Genomic DNA, 17,513 nt, shown 5'->3' on the forward strand with positions numbered 1-17,513 from the left:
GGGGTAAGCTGCAGGCCTCCACCCTTCCGGCTCCTGACCCGGAGCCCGCCGCCCGAGAGATCGCCATGCCCGCCGCCCTGCCCGCCCAGCCGCCGCTGGTGCTGTCCATCCAGTCCCATGTCGCCTACGGCCACGTCGGCAACGCTGCCGCCACCCTGCCGCTGCAACTGCTCGGCCTGCAGCCGGTGGTGGTCAACACGGTGCAATTCTCCAATCACACCGGCTACGGCGAATTCAAGGGCCAGGTCTTTCCGCCCGAACACATCCACGACGTGCTCGACGGCCTGCGCGCCCGCGGGGTGCTGGAGCGCTGCGTGGCGGTGCTCTCCGGCTACCTGGGCGACGCCGCCATCGGCGAGGTGATCCTCGGCGTGGTGCAGGAGATCCGTCGTCAGCGCGGTGACCTGCAGTACCTGTGCGATCCGGTGATGGGCGACGTCGGCCGCGGTATCTTCGTGCGCCCCGGCATCCCCGACTTCCTGCGCCGTCGCGCCATCGAACAGGCCAGCCTGATCACACCCAACCAGTACGAATTCGAGTTGCTGCACGGCCGGCCGCTGGCCGACACCGCCGACGCCGTGAGCGCCGCCCGGCTGCTGCTCGGTCGCCCCGGCCAACCGGGTCCCAAGACCATCGTCATCACCAGCCTGCGCACCCCGGACCTGCCCACCGACGTCCTCAGCACCCTCGTGGTGGAGGCCGCGGACGCCTGGCTGGTGCAGACGCCCTACCTGGATCTGCAGCCGCTGCCCAACGGCATGGGCGACGTCTTCTCCGCGGTGCTGCTGGGCCAGTTGCTCAACGGCCAGTCCACGCCGGCCGCGGCGTCCCATGCGGTCAGTGCCCTCTACGCCCTGGTCGCGCGCACCGCCCCCGGCAGCCGCGACCTGCCGCTGATCGCCGCCCGCGAGCAGATCGTGCGACCGGGCGAGTTGTTCGAGGCGCAGCGGTTGCCGTAGGTGGGGTTGAGCGTAGCGAAGCCCATGGGTGCCGGGCGCTGTTGGGCTTCGACGGTGCAGCCGTCTCAACCCAACCTAGGGGTCCGCTTTGCCTCTCCCCCCGGGAGAGGGTTGGGGTGAGGGAAGCCCTTCACGCCTGAGCCCTTGAACGCGTGGAAAACGCTGCGCGGTTTTCCACCCTACGCCCCTTGCAGGGTCCGCCGCTGCTCCATATCGCCCCCTCTCCCCCCGGGAGAGGGTTGGGGTGAGGGAAAACCCGAGCGACCGCACCTCACGTCGACTGCAGATGCCGTTCGCGCTGCTCCTGGCGCTCCTTGGCTTCCACGCTGAGGGTCGCGGTGGGTCTCAGCAGCAGCCGCGCGAGGCCGATGGGTTCGCCGGTCTCCTGGCACCAGCCGTAGTCGTCGCGGGCCAGGCGCTCCAGGGCGGCGTCGATCTTGTCCAGCAGCTTCTTTTCCCGTTCCAGCTGGCGCAGTTGCCACTGGCGTTCCTGCTCGGCATTGCCGACGTCGGCCGGATCGCCGTGGGTGTCCAGGCCGCGCAGGTCTTCCACCTGCTCGTCGATCAGGCGCTGCAGATCGCCACGCTGGGTCAGCAGCAACTGGCGAAAGAATGCGCGCTGGACCTCGTTCATGTAGTCCGCGGCGGGTTGCGCCAGCAGTTCTTCAGCGGTCATCGAACAGCCCTCCACCTGCAAATGTTATATTATAACACTTATTAGTGACTCTAGCCTGCCCCTGCCAGCCGTAGAATCCATCACAAAAATTCCGTAGTGCCTCCGCCAAAACCACTACACAAAGGCAAAAGCCTGTGCGAAAGTAGCGCCACAACCTGTATGACAACCTTACAACCACATAAGCAGGTCTCCATGTTCGCCAAGGTTCCCGCCAATGTCCTGAGCGACAATGTCGCCCAGCAGCTGCTGGACAAGATCGAAGCCGGCGTCTTCGCCCCCGGCAGCAAGATCCCCAGCGAAGCCCTGCTCTCCGAAGCCTTCGGCGTCAGCCGCACCGTGGTGCGCGAGGCCATCTCGCGACTCAAGAACGAAGGCGTGCTGCAGCCCCAGCAGGGTCGCGGCATCTTCGTCACCGCTCACGCCAGCATCCGTCCGCTGCGCATAGACGCCGACGAAGCCAGCCTGCCCGGCAGCGTCTTCCACCTGCTGGACCTGCGCCGCGCCATCGAGGCCGAGATCGCCTCCGAGGCCGCGATCAATCGCAGCGAGACCGATCTGGTCGCCATCGACGAGGCCCTGGCGGCCATCGACGAAGAGGTCGCCGACGGCCATGACGGGGTGCGCGCCGACGTGGCCTTCCATCGCACCATCGCCCAGGCCACCGGCAATCCCTACTTCATCAGGACCCTGGAATTCGTCAGCCAGTACCTGGAGACGGCCACGCGCATCACCCGCACCAACGAGGCGCGGCGCGAGGACTTCTCCCGTCAGGTGCACGAAGAACACCAGGCCATCGTCGCCGCCATTCGCCTCGGCGATCCCCTGGCCGCTGCCAACGCCGCCCGCCAGCACATCTACAACGCCGCCCGCCGCCTGCGGCAGGCCGGCTTCGCCTGACCTTTTTACGGAGAACAACAAGATGCAAGACAACGTCGGTGTCATCGGCCTCGGGGCCATGGGTCTGGGCGTCGCCCGTTCGCTGCTGCGAGCCGGCTTCGCCGTGCATGCCTGCGACGTGCGTGCCAGCGTGCTGGAAGCCTTCGCCAGCGAAGGCGGCGTGGCCTGCACCTCGCCTGCGGCCCTGGCCGACAGCTGCGACATCCTCATCACCGTGGTGGTCAACGCCGAGCAGACCGAAGCCGTGCTGTTCGGTGAAGGCGGCGCCGTCTCTGCCCTGCGGCCGGGCAGCCTGGTGATCGCCTGCGCCACCGTGGCCCCGGCCTATGCCGTCGAGCTGGGCGAGCGCCTGGCCGAGCGCGGCATCCTGCTGCTCGACGCCCCGCTCTCCGGGGGCGCGGCCAAGGCCGCCAGTGGCGAGATGACCATGATGACCTCCGGCACCGCGGAGGCCTATGCCAAGGGCGAGGCAGTCCTGGCCGCCATGGCCGGCAAGGTCTATCGCCTGGGCGAAGCGCCCGGCCAGGGTTCCAAGGTCAAGATCATCAACCAGCTCCTGGCCGGGGTGCACATCGCCGCCTCCGCCGAGGCCATGGCCCTGGGCCTGCGCGAAGGCGTCGATCCGGAGGCCCTCTACGAGGTCATCACCCACAGCGCCGGCAATTCCTGGATGTTCGAGAATCGCGTGCCGCACATCCTCAAGGCCGACTACACGCCGCTGTCCGCCGTGGACATCTTCGTCAAGGACCTGGGCCTGGTGCTGGATACCGCGCGCACCTCGAAATTCCCGCTGCCGCTGTCGGCCACCGCCCACCAGATGTTCATGCAGGCCTCTACCGCCGGCTACGGTCGCGAAGACGACTCGGCCGTGATCAAGATCTTCCCGGGCATCGAGCTGCCCAAGGCCGCGGAGTGAAACCCATGAGCGCGACCGAGACCCGCCCGCTGCTAGGCTGCATCGCCGACGACTTCACCGGCGCCACCGATCTCGCCAACATGCTGGTACGCGGCGGCATGCGCACCGTGCAGGTGATCGGCGTGCCCGCGGCGGACGCCGAACTGGAAGCCGCCGACGCCGTGGTAGTGGCGCTGAAATCCCGTACCACGCCGGCCGCCGAGGCGGTGAGCGAATCCCTGGCCGCCCTTGCCTGGCTGCGCCAGCGCGGCTGCCGGCAATTCTTCTTCAAGTACTGCTCCACCTTCGACTCCACCGCGGAAGGCAACATCGGCCCGGTGGCCGAGGCCCTGCAGGAGGCGCTGGACTGCGACTTCACCCTGGCCTGCCCGGCCTTCCCGGAGACCGGCCGCACCCTGTTCCGCGGCCATCTGTTCGTGCAGGACCAGTTGCTCAGCGAGTCCGGCATGCAGCACCACCCGCTGACGCCCATGGGCGACGCCAACCTGGTGCGGGTGCTGCAGGCGCAGAGCCGCGGCAAGGTAGGGCTGCTGCGCTACGACCAGGTCGCCAGGGGCCCCGAGGCCGTGCGCACGGCCATCGCCGAACTCCGGACTTCGGGTCATCGCCTGGCCATCGCCGACGCCCTGTCCGACGCCGACCTGCATACCCTGGGCGCGGCCTGTGCCGAACTGCCCCTGGTGACCGGTGGGTCGGGCATCGCCCAGGGCCTGCCGGAGAATTTCCGCCGCGCCGGCCTGCTGCAGGCGCACGACGCCGCCGCCCTGGAGCTGCCCGCCGGTGGCGAAGCCGTGCTGGCCGGCAGCGCCTCCCAGGCCACCAATGGCCAGGTCGCCGCCTGGCTGGAAGCCGGTCGCCCGGCCCTGCGCCTCGATCCACTGGCGCTGGCCCAGGGTGACGACAGTATCGACGCCGCCCTCGCCTGGGCGCGCGAGCAGGGCCAGGCCGTGCTGATCTATGCCACCAGCCCCGCCGACGAGGTCAAGGCCATCCAGCGCGAGCTGGGCGTGGCGCGCGCGGGTGAACTGGTGGAGCGCGCCCTGGGCCTGATCGCCCGCGGCCTGTTCGACAGCGGCGTGCGCCGTCTGGTGGTGGCCGGTGGCGAGACCTCCGGCGCCGTGGTCCAGGCGCTGGGCGTGCGGAGCCTGCGCATCGGCGCCCAGATCGATCCGGGCGTGCCGGCCACCCTCGGCCAGGTGCAGGGCGAACCCCTGGCCCTGGCGCTCAAGTCCGGCAACTTCGGCAGTCGCGACTTCTTCGCCAAGGCGCTGCGCCAGCTGGCAGGAGAACAGCCATGAGCGCCGAAGCCCGCCTGCGCGAAGAGATCTGCACCGTCGGCGCCAGCCTCTATGCCCGCGGCTACACCGTGGGCAGCGCCGGCAACATCAGCGCCCGCCTGGAAGACGGCTGGCTGATCACCCCCACCGATGCCTGCCTGGGTCGCCTCGATCCGGCGGCCATCGCCAAGGTCGGCCTGAACGGCGACTGGGTCTCCGGCGACAAGCCGTCCAAGACCCTGGCCCTGCATCGCCAGGTCTATGACCGCAATCCCGGCGTCGGCGGCGTGGTGCACACCCACTCCACCCACCTGGTGGCCCTGACCCTGGCCGGCGTCTGGCGTCCCGACGACATCCTGCCGCCCATCACCCCCTACCAGGTGATGAAGGTCGGGCATATCCCGCTGATCCCCTATGCCCGCCCCGGCGCCGCCAGCGTCGCCGAGCAGGTGGCGCAACTGGCCAACCGGGTGCGCGGCGTGATGCTCGAGCGCCTCGGCCCGGTGGTCTGGGAAAGCAGCGTGAGCAAGGCCAGCTTCGCCCTGGAGGAGCTGGAAGAAACCGCGCGGCTGTGGCTGCTCAGCGAGCCGCGCCCGGCGCCGCTGGATGCCACCGCGCTGGCCGAACTGGCGGAGACCTTCGGCGCCGTCTGGTGACCTGAAGCCCGCGTTACCGCAATACCCCCACGATGGCCCTGGTTGGCCGTCGCGGGATCGGCTTGCCCTGGAAAAACAACAATAGCGAGGAAAGTGCCATGTCCCACGTCGTCAGCCCCACCCGCCCGGAGTCCCGTTCATGAGTCCGTTGCTGCTGGTCCTCATCGCCGCGGCGGGGATCGCCCTGCTGCTGTTCCTGGTTCTCAAGTACAAGTTCCAGCCCTTCGTGGCGCTGATGCTGGTGAGCATCCTGGTGGCCCTGGCCGCTGGCGTGGAACCGTCCAAGCTGGTGGCGACCATCGAAGGCGGCATGGGCAAGATCCTCGGCCACATCGCCATCATCATCGCCCTGGGCGCCATGATCGGGCGCATCATCGAACTCTCCGGTGGCGCCGAGGCCCTGGCCAAGACGCTGATCGAGCGCTTCGGCAACAGACGCACGCCGCTGGCGCTGACCCTGGCCGGCTTCCTGGTCGGCATCCCGGTGTTCTTCGAGGTCGGCGTGATCGTGCTGATGCCGCTGGCCTATGGCATCGCCCGCACCGCGCGCAAGCCGCTGATCGTCTTTGCCCTGCCGATGTGCGCCACCATGCTCACCGTGCACGCCATGCTGCCGCCCCATCCGGGCGCCGTGGCCGCCGCTGGCCAGCTGGGCGCCGACCTGGGTCGGGTGCTGCTGTTCGGCCTGCCGATCACCGCCGTGCTGGCCCTGATCGGCTGGTGGGTGGCCGGGCGCATGACCCGTCGTCACTACCCCATGACCGACGACATCCGCAGTGACGTCTATGGTCCGCAGATCACCGACACCCACCTGCAGCAGTGGGGCCGCGGCCAGGACATGGCCCCCGGCCTGCCCAGCCTCGGCGCCGCCGCGGTCAAGGTCGACGAGACCCCGGCCGGCCTCGCCGCTGGTCTGCCGCCCGCTCCGGCGCCCGGCTTCGGCCTGGTGGTGACCCTGATCCTGCTGCCCATCGTGCTGATCCTGCTGGGCACCCTGGCCACCAGCTGGCTGCCCGCCGGCAACCTGCTGCGCGACATCCTCACCGTGGTCGGCGCGCCCCTGGTGGCCCTGCTGATCGACACCCTGCTGTGCGCCTATGTGCTGGGCTTCCGCCGCGGCTGGTCGCGCGAGCAGGTCTCCGATGTCATCGGCTCGGCGCTGCCCGGCGTGGCCATGGTCATCCTCATCGCCGGTGCCGGCGGCGTCTTCGGCAAGGTGCTGGTGGACACCGGCATCGGCGCGGTGGTCTCGGAGCTGCTGCGCGCCACCGGCCTGCCGGTGCTGGCGCTGGGCTTCGTGCTGACCCTGCTGCTGCGCGCGGTGCAGGGCTCCACCACCGTGGCCCTGGTCACCACCGCCGGCATCCTCGGCCCGCTGATCGCCACCCTGGACCTCTCGGCCAACCACATGGCCTTGCTGTGCCTGGCCATGGGCGCCGGCGGTCTGGCCGTGTCGCACATCAACGACGCCGGCTACTGGATCTTCACCAAGCTGGTCGGCCTGAGCGTCGCCGACGGCTTGCGTACCTGGACCGTCCTGACCACCCTGCTGGGGTGCCTGGGCTTCGCCATCACCCTGCTGCTCTGGCCCTTCGTCTGATCTGGGAGACAAGCCATGCCCCGCTTCGCCGCCAACCTCAGCATGCTCTACCCCGAGCATGCCTTCCTCGACCGCTTCGCCGCCGCCGCGGCGGATGGCTTCCAGGCCGTGGAATACCTCTTTCCCTATGAGCACTCCGCCGCCGAGATCAAGGCCCGTCTGGAAGCCGCCGGCCTGACCCAGGTGCTGTTCAACGCCCCGCCCGGCGACTGGGCCGCTGGCGAACGCGGCCTGGCTGCCCTGCCCGGTCGCGAGGCGGAGTGCCGCGTCGGCATCGACCGCGCCCTGGACTACGCCGCCGTGCTGGGCAATCGCCTGGTGCACGTGATGGCCGGCCTGCTGCCCGCCGGGGTCGAACGGGCCCGCGCCCGCGACACCTACCTGGGCAACCTGGCTTATGCCGCCGAGCAGGCGGCCAAGGCCGGGGTGACGATCCTCATCGAGCCGATCAACCCGCGCGACATGCCCGGCTATTTCCTCAATCGCCAGGACGACGCCCAAGCCATCCGCCAGGCCATAGGCGCTGACAATCTTAAGGTGCAATTCGACTGCTACCACTGCCAGATCGTCGAGGGCGACGTCAGCAAGACCTTCGAGCGCGACTTCGCCGGCATCGGCCACGTGCAGATCGCCGGCGTGCCCGATCGCCACGAACCGGACCTGGGCGAGCTCCATTACCCCTACCTGTTCGAGCGCTTCGACGCCCTCGGCTACGACGGCTGGATCGGCTGCGAATACCGCCCCCGCGGCGATACCTCGGCCGGGCTGGAGTGGTTGCGCAAGTTGCAGGCATAAGAGACGTAGGTTGGGTTGAGCGCAGCGAAGCCCAACACCCCACACATCCAGCCGCGCGTGCCTGTTGGGCTTCGACGAAAAAGCCATCTCAACCCAACCTACCATCAAGCACCGTGCCCGGTGGAAAACGCTACGCGGTTTTCCACGCTACGGATCTATCGCTCTATCGCGGCCATGGGCCGCTCCTACAGATGAATCTGAGCTTGTAGGAGCGGCCCATGGCCGCGATAAACCCCCGGGAAAATTCCTAAACCTCAACCACCGCCAACGGCTGCCCCAGCCGCCGCCGGAATTCCTCCAGGAAGGCCGGAGCGAAGGCCCGTGCCGGCCAGTGGTTGAAGATGAAGCCCAGGTCGGAAAAGGCGCAGGGCTGGGGAAAGTCGAAGCCGTTGATGTCGTCTTCGTGATCGCATTCCGGGCAGGCGAAGTTGTCGCTTTCCGCTGGCATCCACACCTCCAGGTGCTCGAACAGCGCCTCGCCGATCTCGCGACGGCAGGCAGGGCAACGCGCCCGCCCCTCGAAGCCGTCCAGCGGGGTGAAGATGCAGCGCTCGGTGACGATCTCCAGACCGCCGTCGGCATAGTCGCGCGGATCGTCCATGCCCGGCGCCAGGCGCAGCACCTCGGTCAGTCGCGGCCCCGGCGCATGGCCACGCCGGCCGCGACTGGGCAGGCAGGGCGAGGCCTCGGCCCGGACCACGCCACTGGCGGCGAGCCACCCGAGGATCTCCACGGCGGTGCGCTCCACCCGCGGATGGCTGGAAATGCGGGGAGCGAGGATGGTCTGGCGCAGGGTCATGGAACGCGGGTCTCGGCAAAGGGGGCGCGCAGCTTAGAGCGGCTAACAAAACGTAGCGAGCGGTTGTCAGGCGGGCGTGCGCGGCGCGCAGGAACCGGACCGGGCTCGCGCACGAGTGTACGGGCTGTACATGAGGATTCCGAGCACTGCACGCGCCCGTCTGGCGGACGCGTAGTAGTTTTGTTGGTCACTCTTAATCCCCTGCTCGCCCCACGCCCATAGCTGCTAAGGTGAGCCCGACGAAAGCCACAGAAAGCGCCCCATGTTCAAGGATCCCTTCGCCCGCCTCGGTCTCGACCGCGAGGTGCTCAGCGTCAGCCAGCTCAACAGCCGCGCCCGGGTGCTGCTGGAGGACGTCTTCGCCCAGGTCTGGGTCGAGGGCGAGATCTCCAACCTGGCCAAGCCGGCGTCCGGCCATCTCTATTTCACCCTCAAGGACGGCCAGGCCCAGGTGCGTTGCGCGCTGTTCCGCCAGCACGCCAGCCGGGTGCGCCAGGCCCTGCGCGACGGCCTGGCGGTCAAGGTGCGCGGCAAGGTCTCGCTGTTCGAAGGCCGCGGCGACTACCAGCTGATCCTCGACAGCGTCGAACCGGCCGGCGACGGTGCCCTGCGCCTGGCCTTCGAGGCGCTCAAGGAGCGGCTGGCCGCCGAGGGCCTGTTCGCCGCCGAACGCAAGCGCCCGCTGCCCGCCCATCCGCAGCGCATCGGCATCGTCTCCTCGCCGACCGGCGCGGTGATCCGCGACATCGTCAGCGTCTTCAAGAGACGCGCGCCCCAGGTGGAGCTGACGCTGATCCCCACCGCCGTGCAGGGTCGCGAGGCCACCGCCCAGATCGTCCGCGCCCTGCAACTGGCCGACCGCCAGGGCTTCGATGCGCTGATCCTGGCCCGGGGCGGCGGCTCTCTGGAAGACCTCTGGTGTTTCAACGAAGAACCCGTGGCCCGCGCCCTGGCCGCCTGCCAGACCCCGGTAGTGAGCGCCGTCGGCCACGAGACCGATGTCTCCATCGCCGACTTCGTCGCCGATGTCCGCGCCCCTACCCCGTCGGCGGCCGCGGAGTTGCTGGCGCCCCACAGCGCCGACCTGCGCCAGCGGCTGGACGGTCTGCATCGCCAGCTGCTCCTGCGCATGCGCGAGCGCCTGGCCCGCGAGCGCCTGCGTCTGGAAGCTTGCAGCCGCCGCCTGCGCCATCCCGGCGAACGACTGCGTCAGCAGGCCCAGCGGCTGGATGACCTGGACCTGCGCCTGCGCCGCGCCTATGTCATCGCCCAGAATCGCCGCCGCGATCGCCTGGCGCACCTGGACACCCGCCTGGCCGGCCAGCATCCCGGGCGCCAGCTGGCTCTGTTGCGCCAGCGCCTGGAGCAACTGGCCGAGCGGTTACCCCGGGTCATGCAGCGCCAGTTGAAGGAGCGCCAGCAGCGCCTGGCCGGCACCGTGCAGACGCTGCAGATCGTCAGCCCCCTGGCGACCCTGGGTCGCGGCTACAGCATCCTGCTCGACGAGCGGGGCCATGCCGTGCGCTCCGCCGCCGAGGTCGCCAATGGGCAAAAGCTCATTGCCCGCCTCGCCGAGGGCGAACTGGCGGTGCGGGTACTGGACAATCACCAAGAACCCACCACTCTGTCTCTGTTGGACTAATCGGTCCAACCCGGACCGATGGTGGCATGTATCTTGAACCCTCGGTCAGGATTTCCCCCTACCGAGGCCCTCCATGCATTCCCTTCTGCGCGCTTCCCTGTTTCCCCTCACCACCGCCCTGCTGGCCGGCGCGGCCCAGGCCGCGAACCCGCCCGCCGCGCCGCTGCAACCCAAGGTCATGCTCGTGGCGATGTTCGCCCCCGAGGCCCAGACCTGGATCGATCGCCTCAAGCTCACCCATAAGGTCGCCGTCGACGGGCTCTCCGCCGACTATCCGGATGTGCTCTGCAATGAGGCACGGGTGTGCCTGATGACCACTGGAATGGGGCACGCCAACGCCGCCGCCTCGACCCTGGCGCTGACCCTGTCGCCCAAGTTCGACCTCAAACACACCTACTTCCTGATCGCCGGCATCGCCGGGATCAGTCCCAAGGAAGGCACCCTGGGCACCACCGCCTGGGCGCGCTACCTGGTGGACTTCGGCATCCAGTGGGAGCTCGATCCCCGCGACGTGCCCAAGGACTGGCCCACCGGCTACCTGGGCATCAACACCCGCAGCCCCAGTGAAAAACCGCCGCTGGACTACAAGACCGAGGTGTTCGAACTCAATGTGCGGCTGAGAGACAAGGCCTATGCCCTCTCCCGCCAGGCCGAGCTGACCGAGAGCGCGGAATCCAAGGCCTGGCGCCAACGCTACGATTACGCCCCGGCCAACCAGCCGCCGGTGGTGACCCGCTGCGACACTCTGGCCGGCGACACCTGGTATTCCGGCACCCGCCTCTCCGAACGGGCCGAGGAATGGACCCGCCTGCTCACCAACGGCCAGGGCCGCTACTGCACCACCCAGCAGGAAGACAACGCCACCTACGAGGCCCTGCTGCGCGCCAGCCGGCTGGGCAAGGTGGACCTGCAGCGCCTGGCGGTGGTCCGTGCCGGCTCGGATTTCGACCGTCCGGCCAAGGGCGCTTCCGAGGTCGACAACCTGCTCGACTACGCCAAGCAGGGCGGCTTCGCCCCGGCGCTGGAAAATCTCTATCGCACCGGCAATCCGCTGGTGCAGGAGATCGTCGAACACTGGGACGTCTGGCAGCAGGGCGTGCCGGCGAGCTGAGCCCTACTGGCGGGGCTGCTCCACGGTCCGCTCGGGCGACTGGGCAGCCGGATCGCTGCCCGGGGCGCTCTTTTGCACCACCTCGCTGCGCTGGGGTGGTGGCGTTTCCGGCGACTTGTCGCAACCGGCGAGCAGGGCGCCGAGGGTCAGCAGGGCCAGGCTGCTGGTGATGAGACGAGGCATGGTCTTATCCCTTGGGGTTTGAAGGAGGACCCCGGGATTTCTACGGACGTTCCCGCCTGGGGCCAGGGCAGGCCGGCCGTCGGCCCCGGCGATCTTCCAGGCGGCTGGCGCAGTCGTACCTGCAGGACCGGCCTCTCCGGTCACCCATCAGGAAGCCGCCATGCCCAGACCTGCCCTCTCCCGCCTCGCCCTGGCCACCCTGCTGACCGCCCTGCCCCTGGCGCCGGTCGCCCTGGCCGCCGAATCCAGCGCCAAACTGGAAAAGGTCGCCAGCTTCGATCACCAGGTCACCGGCGTGACCGTCAGCGAGAACGGGCGGATCTTCGTCAACTTTCCGCGCTGGACCGAAGACAGCGAGGTCTCGGTGGCCGAACTCAAGCCCGACGGCAGCCTGGTGCCCTATCCGGACCCGGCCTGGAACGGCTGGCGCAACGCCAAGCGCGACGAGCTGACCCCGGGCAACCACTGGGTCTGCGTGCAATCCGTGGTGGCCGACGGTCGTGGCAGTCTCTGGGTGATCGACCCGGGCGCTCCGGCCCAGGCGCTGGTAGTGCCGGGCGCACCCAAGCTGGTCAAGATCGACCTGGCCAGCAACCAGGTGAGCAAGGTCTATGCGCTGGACGAGAGCGTGGCACCCCAGGGCAGCTACCTCAACGACGTGAGATTCAGCCCGGATGGCCGCCATGCCTATATCACCGACTCCGGTGCGCGCGGCGCCCTGGTGGTGCTGGATCTGGAGAGCGGCAAGGCGCGGCGCGCCCTGGATGGCGATCCGAGCACCCAGGCCGAGAAGGGCGTCAAGGTCAAAGCCGATGGCGAGCCGCTGGTGCGTCCGGATGGCCGCGGCGTGGAATTCTCCGCCGACGGCATCGCCCTTTCCCCGGCTGGCGACTACCTCTACTGGCAGGCGGTCAAGGGCAACACCCTCTACCGCATTGCCACCGCGGCGCTGCAGGGCGACGACCTCGCCAGCCTGCCGGCCAAGGTGGAAAAGGTCGGCGAGAACGGTCCGGCCGATGGCTTGCTGATGGACCCGCAAGGGCGTCTCTATGTCAGCGCGGTGGAAGACCATGCGGTGAAGGTCCGCGAGAACGGCCAGCTCACCACCCTGGTGCAGGACAAGCAGCTGATCTGGCCGGACACCTTTGGCCGCGGCCCGGATGGCACCGTCTATGTCACGGATTCGCGCATCCCCGAGATGAGCTTCTTCGATCCCAAGCAGAAGCCGGCGCTGGAAACCGTGCTCTACAAGATTGTGCCCAACTGACGAAGAATGCCGCGGGCGCCTTGCCCTGCGGCCCTCGCCTGCTCCAGCATGGGCGTTTTCGCCGTTGGAAAACCCCATGTCCCGCCTGCTGCCCCTGCTCTGCTGCCTGTTCCTCGCCCTGCCCGCCCATGCCGGTACCTACCTGCAACGCCTGCTGGACAAACCCGTGCCGGGCGGCGTCGCCGTGGTGCCGATCCCCGGCGACGCGGCGCCGCGGGTGCGCTACCAGGGCAAGCCGGTGCTGGTGGTCAAGGACGGCAACGGCTGGGTGGCCATCGTCGGCATCCCCCTGGGCACCGCCGCGGGTCGCCAGCCGCTGGAGGTCGCCGGCGCCGCACCCCAGGCCTTCACGGTCGGCAGCCGCCACTATGCCGAGCAGCGCATCACCCTGAAGAACCAGCGCCAGGTCACCCCCAATCCCGACGACCTCAAGCGTTTCGAACGCGAGCTGGCCGAACAGCAGGCCGCCTACCGCCTCTTCTCGCCGAATCAACCGAGCAACCTGCTGTTGGACAAACCGGTGGACGGTCCGCTGTCCAGTCCCTTCGGCCTGCGCCGCTTCTTCAATGGCCAGGAGCGCAATCCCCACTCGGGACTGGACTTCGCCGTGCCCGCCGGCACCCCGGTCAAGGCGCCCGCGGCCGGCAAGGTGGTGCTGGTGGGCGACTATTTCTTCAATGGCAGGACGGTGTTCGTCGACCACGGCCAGGGGCTGATCAGCATGTTCTGCCACCTCTCGCGCGTCGATGTCCAGGTCGGCCAGGAGGTACCCCGCGGCGGGGTGGTGGGTCGCGTCGGCAGCACCGGGCGCGCGACCGGCCCGCACCTGCACTGGAATGTCAGCCTCAACGACGTGCGCGTCGATCCGAGCATCTTCATCGGCGCCTTCAAGCCCTGACCGAGCGCCAACAATTGGTTGCAGTCGCGGGCATTGCCAGGCGCAGGGCACTGGCTTAAAAGGAACGCCCGCCTCCACCCCGATTCGGAATGACCGCCATGACCCCAAGACCCCGCTTCGGCAGCGCCCTCGGCAGCATCCTGCTGGTCGCCGCGGCCTGCTACCTGCTGGTGGGCTTTTCCCAGGGCTTCGTGCTGTCGGCCTGGTCCTGGCGCACCTGGGTGGTGTTCGCCGTTATGGTGACGCTCTATCCGGTCGGCCTGTTCGCCGGCTGGTGGAAGAAGCGCGAGCCGGTGGAGCGCTAGGCCGCGCGCGGGCAAGGCGGATCGCCGGCCACAGCCGGACTCCGGTCTGTGCGAGCTGGCCAGCCCTGCGCCACTCAGCGCACGGGATCGAGGCGATACAGCCCGCCGATGGGGCACTCCATACGGTTGCCCCGGGCATCGGTGGAGACGAGGAAGTCACCCGGGCGCAGGCCGGCGGCGCGCGAGCGATAGCCGAGGCGATTGCCGGCGGCCAGGTTGCGACAGGGTACGGCGAAGTCCACCAGGTAGGCGCGGCCCAACCCGGTCCCCAGTGCCAGGTGCCGGTTGTCCAGGTAGTGCCAGCCGGAGAGATCGAAGCCCAGGATGGTGTCCATGGCCGCGCCCTGCCGATAGCCCAGTTCGGCCAGGCGATCGTCCAGGGTCGGCGGTCCGAAGGGACGCCCGGCGCAACCGGCGAGCAGCAGCACGGCGACGAGGGTGAAAAAGGCAGGGAGGACGCGCATGGAATTTTTCCTGGAAGGGCTGAACCTTGGACCGGCCACAGGCGCCGAATACGGCAAGCGCGGCGCAGCTTTGCTAACGTGGCGCCCGTAGTATCCCGTCAAGAGACCCCCTATGCCCACGGCCCTGACCCGATTGATCGACGACCTCGAAAAACACCCGCAACTGCTCACCCTGGTCGCCTGCCTCGGCCTGCTGCTGGCGGCCTGGGTGCTCAACTGGATCGTCAAGCGCATCCTGGTGCGCGGCTTCTATCGCCTGCTGCGCAGCACCTCCTTCGGTCAGGACCAGGAGCTCAATCACCACCGCGTCATCGGCCGGCTGGCCAACATCGTCCCGGCCCTGGTGCTGTCGATCGGCATCGAACTGGTGCCCGGGCGTCCCGAGGCCCTGGTCACCGTGGTGCAGAACGTCTGCAGCGCCTTCATCGTGCTGACCATCGCCCTGGCCCTGGGCAGCGCCCTGAACGTGGTCAACGTGCTCTATTCGCGGCGGCCCTCGGCGCGGCTCAAGCCGATCAAGGGCTATGTCCAGGTCAGCAAGATCGTCATCTACGCCATCGCGGTCATCCTGATGATCGCCACCCTGATCGACCGCTCGCCGCTGATCCTGCTCTCCGGCCTCGGCGCCATGGCCGCGGTGCTGCTGCTGATCTTCCAGGACACCCTGCTCTCCCTGGTGGCCAGCGTGCAGATCTCCAGCAACGACATCATCCGTGTCGGCGACTGGATCGAGATGCCCCAGCTCAACGCCGACGGCGACGTCATCGACATCGCCCTGCACACGGTCAAGGTGCAGAACTTCGACAAGACCATCACCACCATCCCCACCAAGAGATTCATCACCGACTCCTTCCGCAACTACCGCGGCATGCAGGAAGCCGGTGGCCGACGCATCAAGCGCGCCCTCAACATCGACCAGAACAGCGTGCACTTCCTCAGCGATGCCGAGCGCGAGCACCTGCACCGCTTCAACCTGCTGGACGACTACCTCACCGCCAAGGAACAGGAACTGGCGGACTGGAATCGCAAGCTGGAAAAACGCGGCCAGGAGCCGGTCAACACCCGCCGGGTCACCAACCTGGGCACCTTTCGCGCCTATGTGGAGCGCTACCTGCGCGCCCATCCCGGAGTCCACCAGGGCATGACCCTGCTGGTGCGCCAGATGCCGCTCTCCAGCGAGGGTCTGCCGGTGGAGATCTACTGCTTCACCAACACCACGGTGTGGGCGCAATATGAGGGCATCCAGGGAGACATCTTCGACCACCTGCTCTCGATCCTCCCGGAATTCGGCCTCCATGTGTTCCAGCACCCGAGCGGACGCGATTTCCGCATGCGACTGGAGCCGACCGAGGCCATGACCTCCCTCGGCGAACCGGGCACCCCGGCGCCCTGACCCGCCCGCCCCAGGCCTAAGGAAAGACCATGATCGTCGTCCACCACCTGAACAACTCCCGCTCCCAGCGGGTGCTCTGGCTGCTCGAAGAGTTGGGGATCGACTACCGGGTGCAGCGCTACGAGCGAGCGGCAGGCGGCCTGTTCGCCCCGCCGGAGTTGCGCAAGGTGCATCCGCTGGGCAAGTCGCCGGTGATCGTCGACGGCGACCTGACCCTGGCCGAATCCGGCGCCATCGTCGACTACCTGGCGCGGCGCTACGGCCCGCAACTGCTGCCCGCCCAGGACAGCCCGGAGTTCGTGCGCTACACCTACTGGCTGCACTATGCCGAAGGCTCGGCCATGACGCCGCTGCTGCTCAAGCTGGTGTTCGACCGCATCGCCACCTCGCCCATGCCCTTCTTTGCCAAACCCATCGCCAAGGGCATCGCCGCCAAGGCCACGGCCAGCTTCATCCAGCCCCAGCTCGACCTGCACCTGGACTACCTGGAAAGCCAGCTGGGCGAAAGCGGCTGGTTCGTCGGCGATAGCTTCACCGCGGCCGACATCCAGCTCAGCTTCCCCCTGGAAGCCGCCGCCAGCCGCGCCGGCCTGGACAATGGCAAGCGCCCCAAGCTGGTGGACTTCCTCAAGCGCATCCATGCCCGCCCGGCTTATCAGCGGGCGCTGGAGCAGGGTGGGCCCTACGTCTACGCCTGAGGGCTGGGCTCGTTGGGCTTCGCTAGACGCTCAACCCAACCTACGGTGCCTACGCTCCTCTCCTTTCGAGGAGAAGGGGTGAAGGAAAACCCCAGCTCCGTAGCGTGGAAAACCGCGCCAGCGTTTTCCACTGACGGCACGGCACCTTACCTACGTGGACAAGGCTGCGCCGTTGTCCACCCTACAGGGCGTCCGGATGGCCTCGGAGAACCCCCCTCTCCCTGGGAGAGGGCTGGGGCGAGGGAAAGCCCCAACCACCCCGTAGCGTGGAAAACCGCGCCAGCGTTTTCCACTGACGGCACGGCACCTTACCTACGTGGACAAGGCTGCGCCGTTGTCCACCCTACACGGCGTCCGGATGGCCTCGGAGAACCCCCCCTCTCCCTGGGAGAGGGGTGGGGCGAGGGAGCCACGACTACCGCCGCATCGGCATCCGGTCGACAGCGCCGAACAGCGCCTTGAGCGACCATCCCTGCTCTTCCCGCACCTTGACCCCGCCGTCCTTGCCCACCAGATAGAGCGTGGCCGGCTGGCCGGCGCGGGCGTCGAGGGCCTTGAGCAGCGCCCGGGTCTGCTCCGGCCGCAGCGGCTCGTCGTTGCGGCTGCCGGCGTCGCCCACCACCGTATAGAGCACCATTTCCCGCTCGACGAAGGCTTCGCGATTGGCCGGCTGCGCCAGTTCTTCGCGAAGCTTCGCGACCTGGGGATCGTTCGCCGTCGGTGCCACCAGGATCAGCGGTCGCGTCTTCCAGCGTTCCGCCTCCAGGGGGTTGTCGGCGGCCTGGGCCGCCGACGCCAAGCCGGCGATCAGGGTGGTCGCCAGCCCGGCCAGCACCAGAGTCTTCATGGACGCCTTCCTTCCGTTTGGTTGCCGGGAATCGTCCAGCATTGACCCCAACCCGACGCCAGAGATCGCCCCGGCGATTTCGGGTTACACAAAAAACACCACCCCATTCTTTTAGAAATCACCAATAACC

The 17,513-nt window shown here is 68.4% G+C and carries 19 protein-coding genes and 1 other RNA gene; 14 read left to right on the top strand and 6 right to left on the bottom strand.

Annotated features, from left to right (window positions below):
- Positions 1-65 precede the first annotated feature (65 nt).
- Entirely contained in the window at positions 66-959 is an 894-nt protein-coding gene (gene pdxY / locus CFE50_RS13120) for a pyridoxal kinase PdxY (protein ID WP_286734164.1), read from the top strand.
- Between the two features lie 271 nt (positions 960-1,230).
- On the opposite strand, the gene dksA is transcribed toward pdxY, so the two are convergent.
- On the bottom strand, positions 1,231-1,635 hold the full coding sequence (gene dksA, locus CFE50_RS13125) for an RNA polymerase-binding protein DksA (RefSeq protein ID WP_286734166.1): 405 nt from the start codon (positions 1,633-1,635) through the stop codon (positions 1,231-1,233).
- Positions 1,636-1,827: 192 nt separating this feature from the next.
- On the opposite strand from dksA, the gene CFE50_RS13130 reads away from it, so the two are divergent.
- The 6 genes from CFE50_RS13130 to otnI all read left to right on the top strand — a co-directional run bounded on the left by CFE50_RS13130 (position 1,828) and on the right by otnI (position 7,776).
- A complete protein-coding gene (locus tag CFE50_RS13130) occupies positions 1,828-2,532 on the top strand; it encodes a FadR/GntR family transcriptional regulator (RefSeq protein ID WP_007163085.1) in 705 nt (234 codons plus the stop codon).
- Positions 2,533-2,554: 22 nt separating this feature from the next.
- Positions 2,555-3,448 (top strand): L-threonate dehydrogenase, encoded by an 894-nt coding sequence (gene ltnD, locus CFE50_RS13135; RefSeq protein WP_241810179.1) that lies wholly within the window; start codon positions 2,555-2,557, stop codon positions 3,446-3,448.
- Between the two features lie 5 nt (positions 3,449-3,453).
- Complete coding sequence (otnK, locus tag CFE50_RS13140; protein ID WP_286734173.1) at positions 3,454-4,746, top strand: 3-oxo-tetronate kinase; 1,293 nt, start codon at positions 3,454-3,456, stop codon at positions 4,744-4,746.
- Entirely contained in the window at positions 4,743-5,381 is a 639-nt protein-coding gene (gene otnC, locus CFE50_RS13145; RefSeq protein ID WP_286734175.1) for a 3-oxo-tetronate 4-phosphate decarboxylase, read from the top strand. Before otnK ends, otnC begins: the two co-directional genes overlap by 4 nt.
- Before the next feature lie 139 nt (positions 5,382-5,520).
- Positions 5,521-6,981 carry a GntT/GntP/DsdX family permease gene (locus CFE50_RS13150; RefSeq protein WP_027601498.1) on the top strand — a complete coding sequence of 487 codons (1,461 nt, stop codon included), beginning with the start codon at positions 5,521-5,523 and terminating at the stop codon, positions 6,979-6,981.
- A 15-nt stretch (positions 6,982-6,996) separates the two neighbouring features.
- The gene (otnI, locus tag CFE50_RS13155; RefSeq protein ID WP_241810183.1) at positions 6,997-7,776 is read left to right on the top strand and encodes a 2-oxo-tetronate isomerase; all 780 of its coding nucleotides are present in this window, start codon (positions 6,997-6,999) and stop codon (positions 7,774-7,776) included.
- 247 nt (positions 7,777-8,023) lie between these two features.
- Here otnI and CFE50_RS13160 read toward each other — a convergent pair whose 3' ends face one another.
- Positions 8,024-8,575, bottom strand: a complete 552-nt coding sequence (locus tag CFE50_RS13160) for a hypothetical protein (RefSeq protein ID WP_027601495.1) — start codon at positions 8,573-8,575, stop codon at positions 8,024-8,026.
- A gap of 40 nt (positions 8,576-8,615) precedes the next feature.
- Positions 8,616-8,690, bottom strand: a non-coding RNA gene (locus tag CFE50_RS13165) — sX9 sRNA.
- 147 nt (positions 8,691-8,837) lie between these two features.
- On the opposite strand from CFE50_RS13165, the gene xseA reads away from it, so the two are divergent.
- A complete protein-coding gene (gene xseA / locus CFE50_RS13170; protein ID WP_007163078.1) occupies positions 8,838-10,217 on the top strand; it encodes an exodeoxyribonuclease VII large subunit in 1,380 nt (459 codons plus the stop codon).
- Between the two features lie 73 nt (positions 10,218-10,290).
- Positions 10,291-11,328 (top strand): purine-nucleoside phosphorylase, encoded by a 1,038-nt coding sequence (locus tag CFE50_RS13175; RefSeq protein ID WP_286734179.1) that lies wholly within the window; start codon positions 10,291-10,293, stop codon positions 11,326-11,328.
- Positions 11,329-11,331: 3 nt separating this feature from the next.
- Here the strand turns inward: CFE50_RS13175 and CFE50_RS13180 are convergent, their stop codons facing one another.
- Positions 11,332-11,511, bottom strand: a complete 180-nt coding sequence (locus tag CFE50_RS13180; RefSeq protein ID WP_241810186.1) for a hypothetical protein — start codon at positions 11,509-11,511, stop codon at positions 11,332-11,334.
- Between the two features lie 160 nt (positions 11,512-11,671).
- On the opposite strand from CFE50_RS13180, the gene CFE50_RS13185 reads away from it, so the two are divergent.
- The 3 genes from CFE50_RS13185 to CFE50_RS13195 all read left to right on the top strand — a co-directional run bounded on the left by CFE50_RS13185 (position 11,672) and on the right by CFE50_RS13195 (position 13,981).
- Positions 11,672-12,778, top strand: coding sequence for an L-dopachrome tautomerase-related protein (locus CFE50_RS13185; RefSeq protein WP_286734183.1), 1,107 nt, complete (start codon positions 11,672-11,674; stop codon positions 12,776-12,778).
- Positions 12,779-12,854: 76 nt separating this feature from the next.
- Positions 12,855-13,676, top strand: coding sequence for a peptidoglycan DD-metalloendopeptidase family protein (locus CFE50_RS13190; protein WP_286734185.1), 822 nt, complete (start codon positions 12,855-12,857; stop codon positions 13,674-13,676).
- A 98-nt stretch (positions 13,677-13,774) separates the two neighbouring features.
- Positions 13,775-13,981: a hypothetical protein gene (locus tag CFE50_RS13195; RefSeq protein ID WP_007163073.1), complete on the top strand. Its 207-nt coding sequence runs from the start codon at positions 13,775-13,777 to the stop codon at positions 13,979-13,981.
- A gap of 74 nt (positions 13,982-14,055) precedes the next feature.
- Here the strand turns inward: CFE50_RS13195 and CFE50_RS13200 are convergent, their stop codons facing one another.
- A complete protein-coding gene (locus CFE50_RS13200) occupies positions 14,056-14,445 on the bottom strand; it encodes a DUF6491 family protein (RefSeq protein WP_286734188.1) in 390 nt (129 codons plus the stop codon).
- 112 nt (positions 14,446-14,557) lie between these two features.
- On the opposite strand from CFE50_RS13200, the gene CFE50_RS13205 reads away from it, so the two are divergent.
- Together CFE50_RS13205 and CFE50_RS13210 are read left to right on the top strand one after the other, a co-directional pair.
- On the top strand, positions 14,558-15,838 hold the full coding sequence (locus CFE50_RS13205) for a mechanosensitive ion channel family protein (protein ID WP_286734190.1): 1,281 nt from the start codon (positions 14,558-14,560) through the stop codon (positions 15,836-15,838).
- Between the two features lie 29 nt (positions 15,839-15,867).
- Positions 15,868-16,536, top strand: coding sequence for a glutathione S-transferase family protein (locus CFE50_RS13210; RefSeq protein ID WP_278442319.1), 669 nt, complete (start codon positions 15,868-15,870; stop codon positions 16,534-16,536).
- Between the two features lie 415 nt (positions 16,537-16,951).
- Here the strand turns inward: CFE50_RS13210 and CFE50_RS13215 are convergent, their stop codons facing one another.
- Positions 16,952-17,383 (bottom strand): DUF4174 domain-containing protein, encoded by a 432-nt coding sequence (locus CFE50_RS13215; RefSeq protein WP_241810050.1) that lies wholly within the window; start codon positions 17,381-17,383, stop codon positions 16,952-16,954.
- Between the last annotated feature and the right edge of the window lie 130 nt (positions 17,384-17,513).

It is taken from the genome of Pseudomonas sp. PGPPP4 (assembly GCF_002256045.1).
In the GTDB taxonomy this organism is placed as follows: domain Bacteria; phylum Pseudomonadota; class Gammaproteobacteria; order Pseudomonadales; family Pseudomonadaceae; genus Chryseomonas; species Chryseomonas oryzihabitans.